The following is a 16,077-nucleotide window of genomic DNA, read 5'->3' on the forward strand; positions in this document are numbered from 1 at the left end:
CTCAAAATCCCAAGAACTTGACCTCTGGCTCCAGTTCCACACCCGTCTGACGTAGGACGGTCTCCCGAATGTGGTCCATGAGCCGCCGGACATCCTCCGCCGTGGCACCGCCCCGGTTGATGACAAAGCCCGCGTGCTTCTCCGAGACCTGAGCCCCGCCGATCCCCACGCCCTTGAGCCCGCACTGCTCAATAAGCGCGGCGGCAAAGTGTCCCGCCGGCCGCTTGAAGGTACTGCCCGCACTGGGCCACTCCAGGGGCTGCTTGCTCCGCCGGCGCTGGGCCAGATCCTCCATACGTCCCCGGATCTCTTCGCCATCCCCTTGGGTAAGGGTCATTTCCGCTGACAGGATGAGCCACTCGGGATGCTCGGCAAACAGGCTGTGCCGGTAGGACAGGCCGCACTGATCGGCAGGCAAGGTTCTGTACTGTCCTTCCTCGTCCAGGTAAGTCACGCTGGTGAGTACCTGGACCATCTCCCCGCCGTAGGCTCCCGCATTCATCAGCACCGCGCCGCCCAGTGTGCCCGGGATACCGTGGGCAAACTCCAGCCCGGCAAGTCCCCGCCACAGCGCAGCCATCGCCAAACGGGCCAGCGGAATTCCGCTCTCTGCACGAAGCCGCCGGTTTACCTCCCGCACCTGGTCCATACCGCCGCATTTGAGCACAAATCCATCATATCCCCGGTCAGCCACCAGCAAATCGCTGCCGTTGCCCAGGAAAAACGGTGTAATTTCCAGCGCCCGGGCCGCTCGCACTGCTGCAGCAGCCTGCTTGGGGTCGGCAGGCAGCGCCATCAGCCGAGCCGGGCCGCCGATCCGAAAGGTCGTATGCCGGCTCATGGGTTCCTGTTCTCGTATCTCCAGCCCAGGCACCTGCTTACGCAGCGTCTGGGCAAGTATCTCAAATCGGTCCATTCTGGCCTCCACATTGCAAAAATACTTTGATTTTTTATTATACCAGAATTCGCCGGAAAATAGAAGAGGACGGGCGAGAAATCTCGCCCGTCCCTCAGGTGCCGGGTTGGCCGAAGGCGTCAAATTCCTCCCGGCTGCCCCGGAAAATATTCAGATCAATACGGCTCTGGCTGCCGTAATAGCCCTCCAATCGGGCACTGTGAGAATACTGCCAGAAATCCCATCCCGGGACCAGAGGAAACACAGTGGGGCTGGAGCACCAGATGGGGTAAGCGCTGTACTTTCCTCCTGCCAGATACAAATAATAGGAGCGGTACGTCACATAGAGAATGGGCTTAACCCCATAATATTCCTCCAGCCGTTCCAGCAGTGGGTCCAGAATAGACTGCACCTGCTTCCGTCCGGGCGGCTGCTCCAGATACTTACCATAAAACTCAATGTCCACAACCGGCGGCAAAGCCCCTTCGGTGGCCGGTACCAGCGAGATAAAATTATCCGCCTGGGTCTGACCAGGGCTGTCATAACTGAGAAAATGGTAGGCACCGGTACGGACCCCTGCCTCAGCTGCACCGGCCCAGTTGGCCGAAAACTGCCGGTCCTGGAGTGCGGAGCCCTCTGTGGCCTTGATAAAAGCAAAATCCACTCCCTGATCCGCCAGCATGGACCAGTCCACAACCCCCTGATAGGCTGACACATCGACTCCGAACACTTCCCACATCTCCGGATCCGCCTCGTGGGAAAAGAGGATATAGCCCCGCCAGCGCAGGACACCCACAGCCAGCAGCACTGCTGCCGCCAGGCACAGCAAAACCAGGATGATCCTGCACAGGCATTTCAGAATGCGTTTCAAAGACATCACCGTATTTTATCATACCCGGATACAAACAAAAAGGCAAGGAAAACTGCTCTTTGTCAGTGGGTGCCCAGCACCGTCCGGGCCACCTGGGCCAGACGCAGCCCGGTGGTCATGCTCCTGCGCTGGAGATTTCGGTGAGCCTGTTCCTCGCTCAGGCCATAGCGCTGCATCAGATATTCCTTGGCTCGGGCAATAAGCGCCCGCTCCTCTTCTTCCCCCCGAAGCAGCTCCTCCACCGCCGAAAGCAGCGCGCCCCGGGACAGCGGAGAAGCCAGCTTGAGTATCCCCTCGCACTGGATGTGCTCCAGCAGGGGTTTTGCTGCAACCACCAGCATGGGGCAACCGCCGGGCAGATCCTCCCGCAGTTCCTCCGCCGTACCGTCGGGGAATTTGTAACCACAGATCACTCCGGCCACCCGCTGCTGGCAAAGGGTCCGGCGGACCTGGTCAGCCGACCGGCAGATCAGGCAGTCGGCCGCGCCGGCACTCTCCAGGATTTCCCGGATGCGGGTGCAGCTGACCTCTCCGGAAAAGGCCACCACCACCGTCTGCATATCCCATCACTCCTGCCGTATAGGCCTGTGGGCGGGATCAATAGTTGATGATGTACTTCTCCCGCTCCCAGGAAGAGACGCGGGTGCGATACTCCTCCCACTCCTTCCACTTGCCCTCGATGTAGTTGGCCGCCACATGCTCGCCCAGCGCGTCCATGATCAGCTGGTCAGCCTCCAGGGCGTGGATGGCCTCCTCCAGAGAGCCGGGCAGTCCCTCGATGCCGTGAGCCTTCCGGGTGGCGTCGTCCATAGCGTAGATGTTCTCGGTGATCTCATCGGGGGGCGTCATGCCCTTTTCGATCCCGTCCAGACCGGCGGCCAGACAGACCGCAAAGGCCAGATAAGGATTGCAGGAGGGATCGGGAGAACGCAGCTCCACACGGGTGGACTGGCCGCGGGAGGCGGGGATGCGGATGAGCGCGGAGCGGTTGGAGGCCGACCAGGCCAGATAGCAGGGAGCCTCATACCCGGGCACCAGGCGCTTGTAGGAGTTGACCAGCGGGTTGGTGATGGCAGCCATACCCTTCACGTGGTGCAGCAGACCGGCGATAAAGCTGTAGGCCTCCTTGGACAGTCCACGGGCGTCGTTGGGATCATAGAAGGCATTTTTACCATTGCGGAACAGGGACATATTGGTGTGCATACCGGAACCAGCCACACCAAAGATAGGCTTGGGCATAAAGGTGGCGTGCAGGCCGTTCTTCTGCGCCAGAGTCTTGACCGCCAGCTTGAAGGTCATGATGTTGTCGGCAGCATGCAGAGCCTCAGCGTACTTGAAGTCGATCTCATGCTGGCCCTCGGCGCACTCGTGATGGCTGGCCTCGATCTCAAAGTCCATCTGCTCCAGCGCCATGCAGATCTCCCGGCGGGTGCTCTCGCCGTGATCCAGCGGGCCCAGGTCAAAATAGCCCGCCTCGTCGTTGGTCTTGGTAGTAGGCTTGCCCTCATCGTCAGTCTGGAACAGGAAAAACTCCGCCTCAGGGCCCACATTGAAGGTGTCAAAGCCCATATCCTTCGCCTTCTGGATGACCCGCTTGAGTACACCGCGGGGGTCACCCACAAAGGGAGTACCGTCGGTGTTGTACACATCGCAGATCAGCCGGGCCACCTTCCCGTGGCCGGGCCGCCAGGGAAATACCCGGAAGGACTTCAGGTCGGGATACAGATACTGGTCGGACTCGTCGATACGGACAAAACCGTCGATGGAGGAGCCGTCGAACATGCACTGGTTATTGACGGCCTTTTCAATCTGTGAGGCCGTGATCGCCACGTTTTTCAGCATACCGAAAATGTCGGTGAACTGCAGCCGGATAAATTCAATGTCCTCTTCTTTAACGATGCGGATGATATCCTCTTTGGTGTGGAGGTGGGTCATTGCACGCTTCCCCTTTCGTTCTCAAACTCGGTCACATATGCACCAAAGGCGCTCCGCCCCCACAGGTCGGAACGCCTTTGTTCTCAACAGATTTAAGTATACGTGCTTTCCCTTTCGCTGTCAAGAATAGTTTCTACAGAGTTTTAATCCGCCATGGGCAGCTCGTTGTACATGATCACCCCGTTGAGGATGGTGGCTCTGGGTTCCAGGCGGCACTCCCCCACCGTCTCCACACCATAGGCGTCCACAAAACGCTGAGGACCGGGTACCTGTTCCAGCAAAGTGATATTGGCCCGCCCGCCCTTGTGCAGGCCCACCGAAACGCCTTTCATATAGCGGGCCGGCACATTGGTAGCGTGGTAGAGCACATCTTCAAACGACATGCCCAGGGACATACACTCGGACATGTGAACGGTCAGGCGGCTGGTATTGGGATCGTTGCTCAGGCACGTCAGATCCGCCGAGATGATGTCGGGGGTAAAGCCCTCGGCAAAAGCCTCCCGGGCCACCTCCGCGCTCCAGTTGCGCGCTCCCCGGGCCGAATCGAAGAGCACGCCCCGCTCCTTGGCCAGGAAAGCCTCCCGGTAGACATGTCCATGCTCGTCCAGGATGTTTCCCTTGTTGTACGCGTGGGTGAAGTTGTCACCGGGCCGGAAGTAGTCGATGATCTCCGGCAGCTTGACGCAGGGGTTGGCCACATGCACGATCATGGGACATCCTACCTCGTCGCAGACCTCCCGGGACTTGCGCATCACCGCGTGCACCAGTTCGGGTGTGGGAGTCTCCGCGCCGATGAACACCTTGATACCCATAAGTACATCCCCATGGATGGCAAAGAAGTCCCGAATCTCCTCCTTGTTGATCTCGTTGTCCAGGTTGGTGAACAATGGATAATACAGGGTGCTCTCCATGGTGTTGGTGATGCATAGCGCGGCGTTGATAACGCAGGGAGCGGGGTTGATGATCTCCCGCCGCGCCCGGTGGAAGCTGGAGATGGACACGCTTCCCATATCGCAGATGGCCGTGATGCCGCGCCTCCACAGCCCGTCCACATCGAAGCCGAAGGACAGGGGCAGCACATGGCCGTGGCCCTCGATCAGGCCGGGGACGGCATACATGCCCGAGGCGTCAATGACCTTGCGGGCACAGACCTTACCGGGCATGGTACCCGGCTCAAACAGATCGCCGATGTTGGGCTCATAGATGCCGATATCCATCTTTTTGTGGATGTGGCTGCCCGGGTCCACCACGGTGGCATTGCGGATCAAAAGGTCATAACAGTGTACCAGAAACGGCATGGTTTATTTCCCCTCCTTTGCTTTCCTTACATGGCTTTCCGATAGAGCTCCTCAATGTCACGCTGCACCGACTGTCTGGGATTGGCCAGCACATTGCCGCTCTTCATGGCGTCTGCGGCCATGTGGGGAATGGCCTCTTCGGTCACACCCACCTCCGACAGCCGGGTGGGCAGCCCCAGTTCTGTCAACAGGGACCGTATCTCGTCCACCAGCATCTGGGGACGGAAGTTCTCCTCCCGCCGCCCGGTCAGAAGATACAGCAGCCGCGCATAGCGCCCGGTATCGGCCAGGGCATTGTATTCCAAAACGGTGGGCAGCAGGATCGCGTTGGCCACCCCGTGGGCCACACCGAACAGGGCGCTGACCGGGTGGGACATGGCATGCACATTGCCCAGCCGGGCCCAGGCAAAGGCGATCCCGGCAAACATAGCCCCCACCAGCATGGCTCCGGCCGCCTGCTCGTTCTCCCGGCAGGCGGTAAAGGCCCGCAGGTTGCCGCCGATGAGCTCCAGCGCTTTCTCCGCCATAGCGTCGGAGAAGGGGGAGGCATCCCGGGACAGATAGGCCTCCATGGCGTGGATCATAGCGTCCACTCCCGTAGAGGCGGCCACCGAGGGCGGCAGGGTCATGATCATGGACGGGTCCAGCAGGGCATATCTAGGAATCAGCTCATAGCTGAACACCGTCAGCTTATACGCCCTGGCCTCGTCCACAATGACGGAAAAGGCCGTCACCTCGCTGCCCGTCCCTGCGGTGGTGGGGATGGCCACCACTGGGACGATAGGACCGGGCACCCGCCCGGCTCCCTCGTAGTCCATGATGTGCCCGCCGTGGGTCACGAGCACGCCCACCGCCTTGGCCACATCCATGGGGCTACCGCCGCCCAGGGCCACGATGCTGGTGGCCCCGCACTGCCGGTAGCACTCCACCGCCGCGTCCACGCAGCGGTCGGTGGGGTTTGGCATGACGTCCAGATACTCCGTGTGGGCCACACCGCCGGCCTCACAGAGCCGGATGATCCGCTCCACTGCGCCCAGCCGTTCCAGGCCGCGGTCAGAGATGATCAGCGTATGGCGGGAACCGCTCTTGCTGAGCAGCTCCGGCAGACGCTCCAGGCACCCCATGCCAAAGAGGATGTTCTGCGGCACCTGAAAGGTAAATGCATTCATGACTGTTCTCCTTCCCCGGCGTGCAGCGCCCGCACCGCCTCCTTGCAGGCGGAGGCAAAGTATTTCATGTCCGTTCCCACGATGATGTACCGGAAGCCCATGTCCCGGTACGCCAGGGCCTGCTCCACCGTGGAGGCAAAGATCCCTGCGTACTTTCCGTGCCGCGCTGTGGCATCCAGGACCTGAGCGGCCACCGCATGGATCCCCGGAGCGTTCACCTGACCCGGGATGCCCATGGACTGAGACAGATCAAAGGGCCCCACGAAGATCACGTCAATGCCGGGCACGGCGGCGATCTCGTCCAGGTGTTCCACGCAGGCGATGTTTTCACACTGCACCGCCAGCAGCAGATTTTCGTTGGCGTGGGCCATGTAATCCAGGATACTGCCTGACATACCGTAGTCCGACGCCCGTGGGGTGGCCACTCCACGGAACCCCTCTGGATAATAACGGGCGGCCCGGGCGATGGCCTCGGCCTCCTGCCGGCTGTTGACCTGGGGTACCAACAGGCCCTGGGCACCCACATCCAGGTTGCGCAGGATAACGGACGACTCCTGACAGGGTACGCGGGTAAACATGGATACCCCTCTGGCCTCTCCGGCCATGATCAGGGTGCGGTTGTGCTGGGGCGTGGAGGAAGCGTGCTCGCTGTCGATGACGATAAAATCGAATCCGGCCAGCCCCATGATCTCCACCAGTTCCGGGGAAAGTCCATTGGCAAACACGCCCCAGATGCAATCGCCCGAGCGAAGCTTCTGTTTGGCCTGATTGACATGCATTTGTCTCAGTCCTCCCCTTGATTGAACTCCGGCATGTCATAGGCCATGACTCCGCCGGCCATATAGCGGTTGCGGGGCAGCTCGTCGATGGTGACCCGCACCTGGTTGGGCTGCGCCTCAAAGTCGCGCATCAGGACGTTGGACAGATCCACCAGAGCCTGCTCGATCTGCTCGGACTTCTTCCCCTTGGGAAGCTGTACCGTACACATAATGGGCATGTTACTTCACCTTCTTTGTAAAATCTTTATGCTTGCCGCCAATGCAGAAGTGGTGGCCTTCCTCATTGTCCATGACATAGCCCCGCACATCCTCTTTCCGGCAGTCCAGATTCCGGCTCAGGATCTCGGCAATCTGCTCCATAAACGAAGCCTTGGCCTCTGCGCTCCGGCCCGGCCCAATGCGGAACAGCACGGTGGGCTGGAGCTGCTGCGTCGGCACGCCGCCGCAGTAGACCCGCTCGGGCTCGGCCTCATAGACGCTGACACGGATCATCCGCTCCAGCGTATTTTCCAGCGTGTTGGCGCCCGCCAGGGTGATCTCACGCATGGACCGCTCCAGGGCCGCGTCGTCACTGCCCTTGCGCAGATACAGCGTAACAAACGGCATCTTGCTCTCCCCTTCCTTTAACCTTTTAATAATCGGTCTTGATCTCGTTGTACATGACCTTGCCTTTCAGGATGGTAGCCTTGGGCACGATGAAATGCTCCCCGGTGTAGTGCACGCCGAAGGCGTCCACAAACTCGTGGGGGCCCTCCTGCACCTCCAGGATGGTGATGTTTCCGGGCAGGCCCCGGCGGATGCCCACCTCTACCCCCTTCATATAGCTGGCCGGGACATTGGTAGCGTGGTACAGCACATCCTCAAAGGACATGCCCATGGCCATACACTCTGCCATGTGGACCGTCAGGCGGCTGGTGTTGGGATCGTTGCTCAGGCAGGTGAGGTCGTCCGTGATCACGTCGGGATAGAAGCCCTGAGCAAAGGCCGTTTTGGCCACCTCGGCGCTCCAGTTACGGGAGCCGCGGGCCGAGTCAAACAGCACGCCCCGCTCCTTGGCCTTCCACGCCTCCGGATAGACCTCGCCCTTCTCGTTGAGAATGTTGCCTTTATTGTAAGTATGGGTAAAGTTGTCCCCGGCCTGGAAGTAGTCGATGAGCTCAGGCAGCTTCACGTCCGGGTTGGCCACGTGCACAAACATCCGGCAGCCCACGTAATCGCAGACCTCCCGGGCCTTTTTCATCACCGCGTGGGTCAGCTCGGCGCCGGGGGAGTCGTTGTGGCCGATAAACACCTTGACGCCCACCAGCACATCCCCATGGATCTCAAAGAGCTCCTTCATCTTCTCCTTGTCCACTTCCCGGTCCAGCAGGGTATAGCGGGGGATCTCGCCCTGGGTTTCCGACATGTCGGACAGCCCCAGGCAGGCGTTTACCACGCAGGGCGCCTCGTCGATGAGGTGGCGCGTGCGATTGAAGGTGGCCGTACTCTGGCTGCCCATGTCAATGCAGGCGGTGATGCCCCGCTTCCACAGCTCCTTGATCGGATAGCTGAAGCGCAGGCCAGGCAGGACGTGAGCATGTCCGTCCACCAGGCCGGGCACCACCGTCATGCCGGTGGCGTCGATGACCTCGGCAGCACAGATCTTACCGGGCAGGGTCCCCGGCTCAAAGACGTCGGCAATGCGGGAGGCGTAAATCCCGATGTCCATCTTCTTGTGGATTCCGTTGGCCGGATCCACCACCGTACCGTTTTTGATGAGCAGATCATAGCAATGTACAATAAATGCCATAGTTTGACACCCTTTCTGTCCGCCGGCCCGGACGTATTGTCCGGGCCGGCGCATATGATTTTAGAATCCCATCATGCGCAGCAGCGAGCCGCCGAATACACCCAGATAGGATCCGGCCACCTGGCCGAGCACCGCGATGATGATGCCGGGCAGTACCAGGTCGCTCCAGCCGTACAGCTTAGCCAGCGGCGGAGTGGAGACCGGGCCGCCGATACAGGCCATATGAGCCATGAGGCCGTACTCCCAGGGCATCCGGATCAGCTTGCTGACCAGGATCAGCAGCACCGCGGAGGCCACATAGATAAAGATCAGGTACAGGAACAGCTGCCAGGGCACCGAGGCGATCTTGCTCCAGTGGGCGCCGCAGCCGGTCTTGAACATATACATGGCAAAGATCAGCGTAGCCAGATAGTCGTTGACTACACACTTGTGGATGGGAGTGAAATTGGCCACCAGAATGCCGATGGTGGCATAGAAAACGATGGAATAGAACCCGGTAACTTCACCCAGCCAGTTGCCAATGCCGGCAATGGCAACGGCCGCGCCCAGCACCACTGCAGTCTCGTTGATGTTGAGCATGACTTCTTTCCGGTTGAGCTTCTCCAGAGCGGCGGCGTGCTCTTCAGCGGTGAGTTTCATGCCGGTATCCACGTCCTTATAGCTCACCAGGAACTTGGGGATAAAGGACTTACCCACCATGTAGGCCAGCAGGCTGTACACGACCCAGGGAATGGCAGTAGCAGCAGTGAAGAAGGTCATATTCTCACTGGAGATATCCACGCTGGTGGCCACGCCGGCCGCTGTCTGCATGTTGCCCACAAAATCGCCGATGGAGATGGCCGCGAACTTCCAGGTCTCATCGCCCAGATCGAAGATCATAGCACCGCCCATACAGGCAAGGAAGATCACTGCCGCGCTGAGCACCATGGCCCCAACCACCTTCGGGCCACATTTTCCCAACTTGCGCAAATCGCACATAAACAGCATCAGCACGATTCCAATTGGCACAAAGTAATTGTCCACGATGCTGTATGCGTCCGAGGTGATGGGCGCTACCCCGATGTTGGACAGGACCACACCGCCCAGCAGGCCCATATTGACAAATCCCAAAAACTTACCTACCCGTGTGTTGTTTGCCAGCCAGATGGAGAGGCCGGCCCAACCGACGATCATTGCCCAAACGAGCCACGTGTTTGTAATCATGTTCCATTTCTCCTCCGCAACGTTGACGTTCTATCTTCTGTACGCGCCTTCCCGGCGGCCGTCTCTCCTTCGGCCGACGGGAAGGGCGGGGCGCGGAGAGATACGCCCCGCTCCGCCGACGTACACAGCGCGCTTTGGGGTATGCCTTACCGGCCGGAAGCCGGAGTCGTGGGATGGATAAACGTGAGATAGCGCTGCTGGCGCTGCCGGAAAGCCTCGGTCTTCATCTGTTCCCGGCGCACCGCCTGATTGTGCTTGATATCTTCCGCATGGCGCAGCTTGCCCTCCAGGGTATCACTGGCCCGTTCCAATTGCTCCTTATCAAAGAGAAACCGCAGCCGGCCGTTCTGGATCTCCAGTCGGCCCTCGATCCCGCACAGGCAGCAGATGGCCTTGTCGGCGGCATCATTGAGGTAAAAATTACGGCTGTGACAGTGGGGGCACATGCCAGGGTCGCCATAATAAGTCCCGTGGGTCGGATCAGCCGCCGCTTTGGCCAGCCGGACTCCAGTTTCATGGGCGTGGGCCACCTTTTCGTCCTCCATGGCAAACAGCTTGGTCCACTGATAGACCCGGTTTTCCACCACGCTCCACATCAGATGAGATGCCAGCATGGCGCAGTCACATTGAAAACGGCTGGTGTAGTCGGTCCCGCCCATTCCCAGGAAGGCTACCGCTTTGTCCTTGAGTACTCTGGGGTCTGGAGGTGTGCCACCCCTCTCTTCTGCGATGCGCTTGCCGGTGAGGTTGGTGCCCCGGTCATGCCGGGGACCAAACCGGTCCAGGATCGTATGAAAGACGCCTGCGGCGCCCTTTTCGAACACCGGCATGGAGAACACCACGCCGTCCGCGTCCAGAATCTTGTCTCTCAGCCATTCAAAGTCGTCCTGGATCGGGCATCCGCCGCCCTGGCCGGCGTTCAAGCTCCGCATACACGCCGCACAGCCGGTGCAGTGCTTCAGATCCAGATCCAGCAGGCGGATGAACTCCACCTCTGCCCCGCACTCAGCCGCTCCCATTAGCGCCTCCTTGCAGATGGCGTCGTTGTTTCCATTGGGGGTTCCGCCGGAAATGCCAAGTATTTTCATGCTTTCACCTTCCTTGTGCCGCTCATACCACTCTCAGCCGCAGAGAACCCATTCCCTCAAAATCTGAGACCACCTCGTCTCCGCGGGTCAGCACGTGGGAGGCACAGATGGCCCCCGTCAGAATAATGGACCCTGCCGGCAGACCCAGCCCCATTTCCTCATAGAGGGTCTTGGCCAGAGAGGCCACGGCGCGGGCCGGGTGTCCCATGACCGCCCCGGCGGCGCTGTGCCCCGTGATCTGCCCGTTGAAGCTGGTGCGCACGCCCATGCCGATCATGTCCACTTCCAGCGGCTCACGGAACACATTGCCCAGCTTGAAGCGGGCGGCGGAGATGTTGTCGATGATGGCATCGGCCTTACCGCCCATTTTAAAGTTGTGGAAGCGGCTGTCAATGATCTCGAAGGCCGGAACCACATACGCCGTAGCCATCATCACATCCGGCGCAGTCACAAAGGGCCCGTACAGCTCCTTTCCCAGAACAAAGGCCAGCTCCGCCTCCAGCTTGGGGTGGATGAGCTCGTCCAGGACCAGTTCTTCTCCCTCGATCTGCATATAGTCCATCAGTATACCGCAGGTGGGTGCCTTCCGGGGCGTCCAGGTGCCGGCACTCAGGTCGGTCTGAATCTGCCGGCTCTTGGCCAGGCTGGTGCCGCCCAGCTTGGCGCCCACGCGCTTGTGGCCCTCCGCCTCCATCTTTTGCAGACGGAGCTTTTGTCCGGCATAGCCGTCGTGGACATCCAGTTCCGGATAGTCTGTATAAAACGGAGCGATGGAGCGGATCTCCCGCTCTCCCCGCAGGGAGCGCTCCGCCAGCTCATTGAGCAGTTCATAGGATGCACTCATTGCCTCAACCTCCTTTACACGAACTGGACGGACACTTCGCCGAAACGGCCGTAACGACAGCGGAAGTGGTCGCCCTGTGCGGCATCCAGAATGGTAATGGCCGAGCCGGACATCACCATCTCCCCCGCCTTCAGGGGATTACCCAGCTGGGTGAAACGGGCCGCCAGCCACGCCACTGCATTGGCCGGATGATCCAGTACCGCCGCCCCGCAGGACACCTCCGTCTGGCGGTTGTTGTGCTCAAAGACAAACCCCACCAGCCCAAGATCCACCTGATAGGGCCGGATGGGTGTGTCCCCCAGCACATACGCCCCAAAGGATGCATTGTCCGCCACCGTGTCATAAATCTTCCGAGGCCGGTCCACCTTCTGGCGGATGTCCACGATCTCCAGCGCAGGGACCACATACTCTGTGGCGGCCAGCACCTCATCGGCCGTGATATGTTCCCCTACCAGGTCCCGCTTGAGCTTGAAGCACAGCTCTGCCTCCACCCTGGGCTTGGCAAAGGCGTCGTGACGCAGCTCGCTCTCATTGGCGTAGCACAGCTCATGGAACAAAATGCCGTAATCCGGCTCTTCGATGCCCGCGTGCTTGCGCATGACATTGCTGGTCAAGCCAACCTTCTTGCCCGACTCTGTGTAACCTGCCCGCTTGTATTCCTCTACCATGGCGCTGGCGATGGCATACGCATCGTCATATCCCATATCCGGATACAGGTAACTGGGCGGCGTCAAAAGCTCACGTGTCCGAATCGCCTCAAAATGCAACCGCCCCTGTTCTAAAATTTGTGCATTTGTCAATACCATGGTCACGCCTCCTTTGACTTAACGTTATTCTTCTTTTGTCTTAAAATCAATAATTTTATCTAAAAAGTTTAAAATTTTAAACTGAGTTTTTTATATATTTTTACTCACACTTCGGTAAATTGACATTAAAAACATGGTATGCTATAGTTAATATAACCATAAGCGGCCTAGCCGCATTGGAATAGGGGGTATTTTTTTGAGTACAAATCTCTCTTCCGAGCCGCCGGCCGTACCCATCAACAGTTCGTTGGATAAGGCGTTTGATATTCTGGAATTTCTGGCTTCCTTTGGCTCACCCCAAAGCGCACCGGAGATCAGCCGACGTCTTAAGCTGAACAAGGTCACCACTTATAATCTGCTGCGCACACTGGAATACCGGCAGTACCTGCAAAAAAATGAGAGTGGGAAGTATGTGCTCAGCAGCAAACTCTTTGAACTGGGTACGCTGTACCGCACCAGCAATCCCGTCACCCACGTCTTTGAGCTGTGCTGCCTGCCCCTGCTCCAGAAATACCCCGCCTGCAACATCAGTCTGGGCGGATTCGGCACCTCTATGCGGGGAATCTATCTCAGCATTTTGGGCTCAAACGAATCCTTTGTGTCGCCTGGTACTGCGTTCCCCCTCCACGCGACTGCGGTAGGAAAAGTCCTGCTGGCCAATAGCTCCAAGGAGTTCCGTACTGCCTTTTTCCAGCAGGCCACACTGACCCGGTACACAGAAAATACGGTAACCGACCCGGAGATTCTGAAAGAACAGCTGTTGAAAATCCGCCATCAGGGTTACTGCATTCTGGACGGTGATCTGTTTACCGACTTCCACTGCATTTCCGTCCCGGTGTTTTCTTCCGGTCGGCACCTGGCTGGGGCCATCAGCATCCGCGGCAGCGAATCCTTTGTAAAAAAGCATCAGAAAAAACTGCTGGAGGATATCCTTGCCATGGGGAAATACATGTCCGCCAATCTGGGCTATACCGATCTTGCCCTATAACATACGAATAATAGAAAAAGGCGGGCGCCAAAGCGCCCGCCTTTTCTTCGATCAAACCGATATAGATTCATCCCTTGTCATCAGCTCCAGATGGCCATCATCAGCGTACCGGCCACCATCAGGCACAGGCCGGTACACGCCCGGCGGCTAAGCCGCTCTCCAAACACTACCCTGGAAAAAATCACTGTGATGACCAGGCTGAGTTTGTCAATGGGAACCACCACGCTGACCACACCGTTTTGGATGGCATAGTAATAGCACAGCCAGGAGGCACCTGTGGCAAGGCCAGACAGGAGAATAAAAATCAGTTCCTGCCGCTGCAAATACCTCAGCTGTCTCTGCTTTCCCTGCATGAAAACCACCAGCCACGCCAGTACCAGCACCACACTGGTCCGGATGGCCGTACCTAGGTTGGACTCCACGCCGGATATGCCAACCTTCGCCAGGATGGAGGTAAGAGCTGCACATATCGCTGAACCAAAGGCGTAGAATATCCACGCCCGGCCTGTTTTCGTTTCTCCTTGCTCGGCTTTCCGCTCCACCATCAGGAAAATGCCCGCCGCCAGCAAAACCGTCCCGACCAGCTTGACGGCCAGATGGCCAGTCTCGGAAAAGCAGATGATGGCCAGCAGGACCGTAAGAACCGTGCTCGATTTGTCAATGGGGACCACCTTATTGACGTCCCCCATCGAAAGCGCCTTAAAATAGCACAGCCAGGAGGCACCTGTAGCTGTCCCCGACAAGATCAGAAAGAGCAATGACCGTGGAGTAATCGCTCCTATGGTACCACCCGATCCGACAACCAGCACCATGATCCATGCAAACAGCAGCACCACTACCGTCCGCAGCGCGGTGGCTAGATCTGAATCCGTCTGCCGGATCCCGCATTTGGCCAGTATGGATGTTATGCCAGCAAAGCAAGCCGAGAGCACCGCCGCCAAAAGCCACGCCATTGTTCGTCTCTCCTTCCCATTTTGCGCCCCTTATCATAGCGCGTTTTTCCGCCATTGACAAGCGGGGTATAATCAACATGGACAAAAAGGGGGAGGCACATTATGGATCTGAATGCCGGGGCGAGAGCCGCTTTCGATGCCATGCGGGAAGGTATCACCATTATCGATACCGAGGGCCGGCTGGTATTCTGCAACCGCGCCTATTTGGAATTTCTGCGCAAGGAACTGGGAGAGCCACTGGATCATATTGAAGGGAAGTATCTGCGGGACCTGCGTCCGGGGGCCCGTCTGCCCGAAGTTCTGAAGGAAGGCAAACCCATTCTGCACATCACCCGACAGGAGATCAAGGATTTTTACTTTGTCAACCTCTACCCTATCTATGAGGATGGCATACTGACCGGCGGTCTTTCCGTGGTGACCTTTTTGGAGGATGCCTATCAGGCCAAAGAGGAACTGGAGGCTGTGGAAGCCCGCAGCCAGCAGCTGCTCCGCCGCATCAACAAGGCAAACGGCGCCCGCTATACCTTTGACGATATCACGGCGGTCAGCCCCGCCACTCTTCAAGTAAAGGAACTGGCCCAGAAGGTAGCGGCCACCGATGCTACCGTGCTTTTGGAAAGTGAGAGCGGCACTGGCAAAGAGCTCTACGCCCAGGCCATTCATAACGCCAGCGACCGGCGGGACGGAGTCTTTGTGGCCATCAACTGCGCCAGCTTTAACGCCAATATCCTGGAATCCGAACTGTTCGGTTACGTGGAAGGGGCTTTCACCGGTGCTAAGCGCGGCGGAAAGATCGGCCTGTTTGAGGCCGCTGCCGGCGGTACTCTGTTCCTGGATGAAATTTCAGAGATGGACCTCGGACTCCAGGCCAAGCTACTACGGGCTCTGCAGGAACACACCATCCGCCCAGTTGGAAGCATTAAAGAGGTGGATGTGGATGTGCGGGTCATTGCCGCTTGTAATGCCGATCTGCAGGCATATGTGGCCGACGGAAAATTCCGCAAGGACCTTTATTACCGCCTGAGTACATTTCTCATCCATGTCCCTCCCCTGCGGGAACGGCCGGGAGATATCCCAGCCCTGGCCCGCTCTATTCTGGAGGACTTTTCACACAAACTTCACCGCCCCTTTACATTAACGGAGGACGCGGTGAGCTGTCTCCAGGCTCACAACTGGCCGGGCAATGTACGGGAACTGCGCAACGTGCTGGAGTTTTCCGCCTACCTGACCCCCTCCGGTGTCATCGACCGCGAGGCCCTTCCCAATGACTTGACCCGCATCCGCGAGACAGCCGGCCTCACCCTCGCTCAGCGTACCAGCGCATTTGAAAGACGGGTCATTCTGAACCTCTTAGAACGCAACGGCTCTTCCCTGGAAGGGAAGAAAAAAACCGCCGCTCAACTTGGTATCTCCTTGGCCAGCTTGTACAACAAACTCTCAGCAAACCGCTCCTAACCAA

General features: G+C 58.7%; 17 protein-coding genes. 2 read left to right on the top strand and 15 right to left on the bottom strand.

The annotated features are described in order from the left end of the window. Position 1: 1 nt before the first annotated feature. The 14 genes from murB to WMO45_RS03185 form a co-directional block, all read right to left on the bottom strand. On the bottom strand, positions 2-916 hold the full coding sequence (murB, locus tag WMO45_RS03120; protein WP_349139189.1) for a UDP-N-acetylmuramate dehydrogenase: 915 nt from the start codon (positions 914-916) through the stop codon (positions 2-4). Between the two features lie 94 nt (positions 917-1,010). After that, positions 1,011-1,766 (bottom strand): glycoside hydrolase family 25 protein, encoded by a 756-nt coding sequence (locus tag WMO45_RS03125; protein WP_349139190.1) that lies wholly within the window; start codon positions 1,764-1,766, stop codon positions 1,011-1,013. 62 nt (positions 1,767-1,828) lie between these two features. After that, on the bottom strand, positions 1,829-2,326 hold the full coding sequence (locus tag WMO45_RS03130; RefSeq protein WP_349139191.1) for an ANTAR domain-containing response regulator: 498 nt from the start codon (positions 2,324-2,326) through the stop codon (positions 1,829-1,831). Positions 2,327-2,363: 37 nt separating this feature from the next. After that, positions 2,364-3,701, bottom strand: coding sequence for a type I glutamate--ammonia ligase (gene glnA, locus WMO45_RS03135; RefSeq protein ID WP_349139192.1), 1,338 nt, complete (start codon positions 3,699-3,701; stop codon positions 2,364-2,366). A gap of 143 nt (positions 3,702-3,844) precedes the next feature. Continuing rightward, positions 3,845-4,999 carry a hypothetical protein gene (locus WMO45_RS03140; RefSeq protein WP_349139193.1) on the bottom strand — a complete coding sequence of 385 codons (1,155 nt, stop codon included), beginning with the start codon at positions 4,997-4,999 and terminating at the stop codon, positions 3,845-3,847. 26 nt (positions 5,000-5,025) lie between these two features. Continuing rightward, positions 5,026-6,168 (bottom strand): iron-containing alcohol dehydrogenase, encoded by a 1,143-nt coding sequence (locus tag WMO45_RS03145; RefSeq protein WP_349139194.1) that lies wholly within the window; start codon positions 6,166-6,168, stop codon positions 5,026-5,028. After that, positions 6,165-6,947, bottom strand: a complete 783-nt coding sequence (locus WMO45_RS03150; protein WP_349139195.1) for an HpcH/HpaI aldolase family protein — start codon at positions 6,945-6,947, stop codon at positions 6,165-6,167. Before WMO45_RS03150 ends, WMO45_RS03145 begins: the two co-directional genes overlap by 4 nt. A gap of 5 nt (positions 6,948-6,952) precedes the next feature. Beyond that, a complete protein-coding gene (locus tag WMO45_RS03155; RefSeq protein ID WP_349139196.1) occupies positions 6,953-7,165 on the bottom strand; it encodes a tautomerase family protein in 213 nt (70 codons plus the stop codon). Position 7,166: 1 nt separating this feature from the next. After that, the gene (locus WMO45_RS03160; RefSeq protein WP_349139197.1) at positions 7,167-7,553 is read right to left on the bottom strand and encodes a tautomerase family protein; all 387 of its coding nucleotides are present in this window, start codon (positions 7,551-7,553) and stop codon (positions 7,167-7,169) included. Positions 7,554-7,578: 25 nt separating this feature from the next. Further along, on the bottom strand, positions 7,579-8,736 hold the full coding sequence (locus tag WMO45_RS03165) for a hypothetical protein (protein ID WP_349139198.1): 1,158 nt from the start codon (positions 8,734-8,736) through the stop codon (positions 7,579-7,581). Positions 8,737-8,796: 60 nt separating this feature from the next. Next, positions 8,797-9,939 (bottom strand): DUF819 family protein, encoded by a 1,143-nt coding sequence (locus WMO45_RS03170; RefSeq protein ID WP_349139199.1) that lies wholly within the window; start codon positions 9,937-9,939, stop codon positions 8,797-8,799. A gap of 146 nt (positions 9,940-10,085) precedes the next feature. Next, positions 10,086-11,027: a flavodoxin family protein gene (locus WMO45_RS03175; RefSeq protein ID WP_349139200.1), complete on the bottom strand. Its 942-nt coding sequence runs from the start codon at positions 11,025-11,027 to the stop codon at positions 10,086-10,088. A 22-nt stretch (positions 11,028-11,049) separates the two neighbouring features. Then, complete coding sequence (locus WMO45_RS03180) at positions 11,050-11,871, bottom strand: 2-keto-4-pentenoate hydratase (RefSeq protein WP_349139201.1); 822 nt, start codon at positions 11,869-11,871, stop codon at positions 11,050-11,052. A gap of 14 nt (positions 11,872-11,885) precedes the next feature. Then, the gene (locus WMO45_RS03185) at positions 11,886-12,677 is read right to left on the bottom strand and encodes a 2-keto-4-pentenoate hydratase (RefSeq protein ID WP_349139202.1); all 792 of its coding nucleotides are present in this window, start codon (positions 12,675-12,677) and stop codon (positions 11,886-11,888) included. A gap of 196 nt (positions 12,678-12,873) precedes the next feature. On the opposite strand from WMO45_RS03185, the gene WMO45_RS03190 reads away from it, so the two are divergent. Next, entirely contained in the window at positions 12,874-13,665 is a 792-nt protein-coding gene (locus tag WMO45_RS03190) for an IclR family transcriptional regulator (RefSeq protein ID WP_349139203.1), read from the top strand. An 80-nt stretch (positions 13,666-13,745) separates the two neighbouring features. Here WMO45_RS03190 and WMO45_RS03195 read toward each other — a convergent pair whose 3' ends face one another. After that, a complete protein-coding gene (locus tag WMO45_RS03195) occupies positions 13,746-14,618 on the bottom strand; it encodes an EamA family transporter (protein ID WP_349139204.1) in 873 nt (290 codons plus the stop codon). Positions 14,619-14,720: 102 nt separating this feature from the next. On the opposite strand from WMO45_RS03195, the gene WMO45_RS03200 reads away from it, so the two are divergent. Then, the gene (locus WMO45_RS03200; RefSeq protein ID WP_349139205.1) at positions 14,721-16,073 is read left to right on the top strand and encodes a sigma-54 interaction domain-containing protein; all 1,353 of its coding nucleotides are present in this window, start codon (positions 14,721-14,723) and stop codon (positions 16,071-16,073) included. Positions 16,074-16,077 lie beyond the last annotated feature (4 nt).

Origin of the sequence: Flavonifractor hominis (genome assembly GCF_040095835.1) — a bacterium.
Taxonomy (GTDB): Bacteria; Bacillota; Clostridia; order Oscillospirales; family Oscillospiraceae; genus Flavonifractor; species Flavonifractor hominis.

What these genes read in the sequence shown, in the direction of transcription:
- murB (WP_349139189.1), bottom strand. Translation starts at nt 916, where the DNA reads ATGGACCGATTTGAGATACTTGCCCAGACGCTGCGTAAGCAGGTGCCT.
- WMO45_RS03130 (WP_349139191.1), bottom strand. Translation starts at nt 2,326, where the DNA reads ATGCAGACGGTGGTGGTGGCCTTTTCCGGAGAGGTCAGCTGCACCCGC.
- glnA (WP_349139192.1), bottom strand. Translation starts at nt 3,701, where the DNA reads ATGACCCACCTCCACACCAAAGAGGATATCATCCGCATCGTTAAAGAA.
- WMO45_RS03140 (WP_349139193.1), bottom strand. Translation starts at nt 4,999, where the DNA reads ATGCCGTTTCTGGTACACTGTTATGACCTTTTGATCCGCAATGCCACC.
- WMO45_RS03145 (WP_349139194.1), bottom strand. Translation starts at nt 6,168, where the DNA reads ATGAATGCATTTACCTTTCAGGTGCCGCAGAACATCCTCTTTGGCATG.
- WMO45_RS03150 (WP_349139195.1), bottom strand. Translation starts at nt 6,947, where the DNA reads ATGCATGTCAATCAGGCCAAACAGAAGCTTCGCTCGGGCGATTGCATC.
- WMO45_RS03155 (WP_349139196.1), bottom strand. Translation starts at nt 7,165, where the DNA reads ATGCCCATTATGTGTACGGTACAGCTTCCCAAGGGGAAGAAGTCCGAG.
- WMO45_RS03160 (WP_349139197.1), bottom strand. Translation starts at nt 7,553, where the DNA reads ATGCCGTTTGTTACGCTGTATCTGCGCAAGGGCAGTGACGACGCGGCC.
- WMO45_RS03165 (WP_349139198.1), bottom strand. Translation starts at nt 8,736, where the DNA reads ATGGCATTTATTGTACATTGCTATGATCTGCTCATCAAAAACGGTACG.
- WMO45_RS03170 (WP_349139199.1), bottom strand. Translation starts at nt 9,939, where the DNA reads ATGATTACAAACACGTGGCTCGTTTGGGCAATGATCGTCGGTTGGGCC.
- WMO45_RS03175 (WP_349139200.1), bottom strand. Translation starts at nt 11,027, where the DNA reads ATGAAAATACTTGGCATTTCCGGCGGAACCCCCAATGGAAACAACGAC.
- WMO45_RS03180 (WP_349139201.1), bottom strand. Translation starts at nt 11,871, where the DNA reads ATGAGTGCATCCTATGAACTGCTCAATGAGCTGGCGGAGCGCTCCCTG.
- WMO45_RS03185 (WP_349139202.1), bottom strand. Translation starts at nt 12,677, where the DNA reads ATGGTATTGACAAATGCACAAATTTTAGAACAGGGGCGGTTGCATTTT.
- WMO45_RS03195 (WP_349139204.1), bottom strand. Translation starts at nt 14,618, where the DNA reads ATGGCGTGGCTTTTGGCGGCGGTGCTCTCGGCTTGCTTTGCTGGCATA.
- WMO45_RS03200 (WP_349139205.1), top strand. Translation starts at nt 14,721, where the DNA reads ATGGATCTGAATGCCGGGGCGAGAGCCGCTTTCGATGCCATGCGGGAA.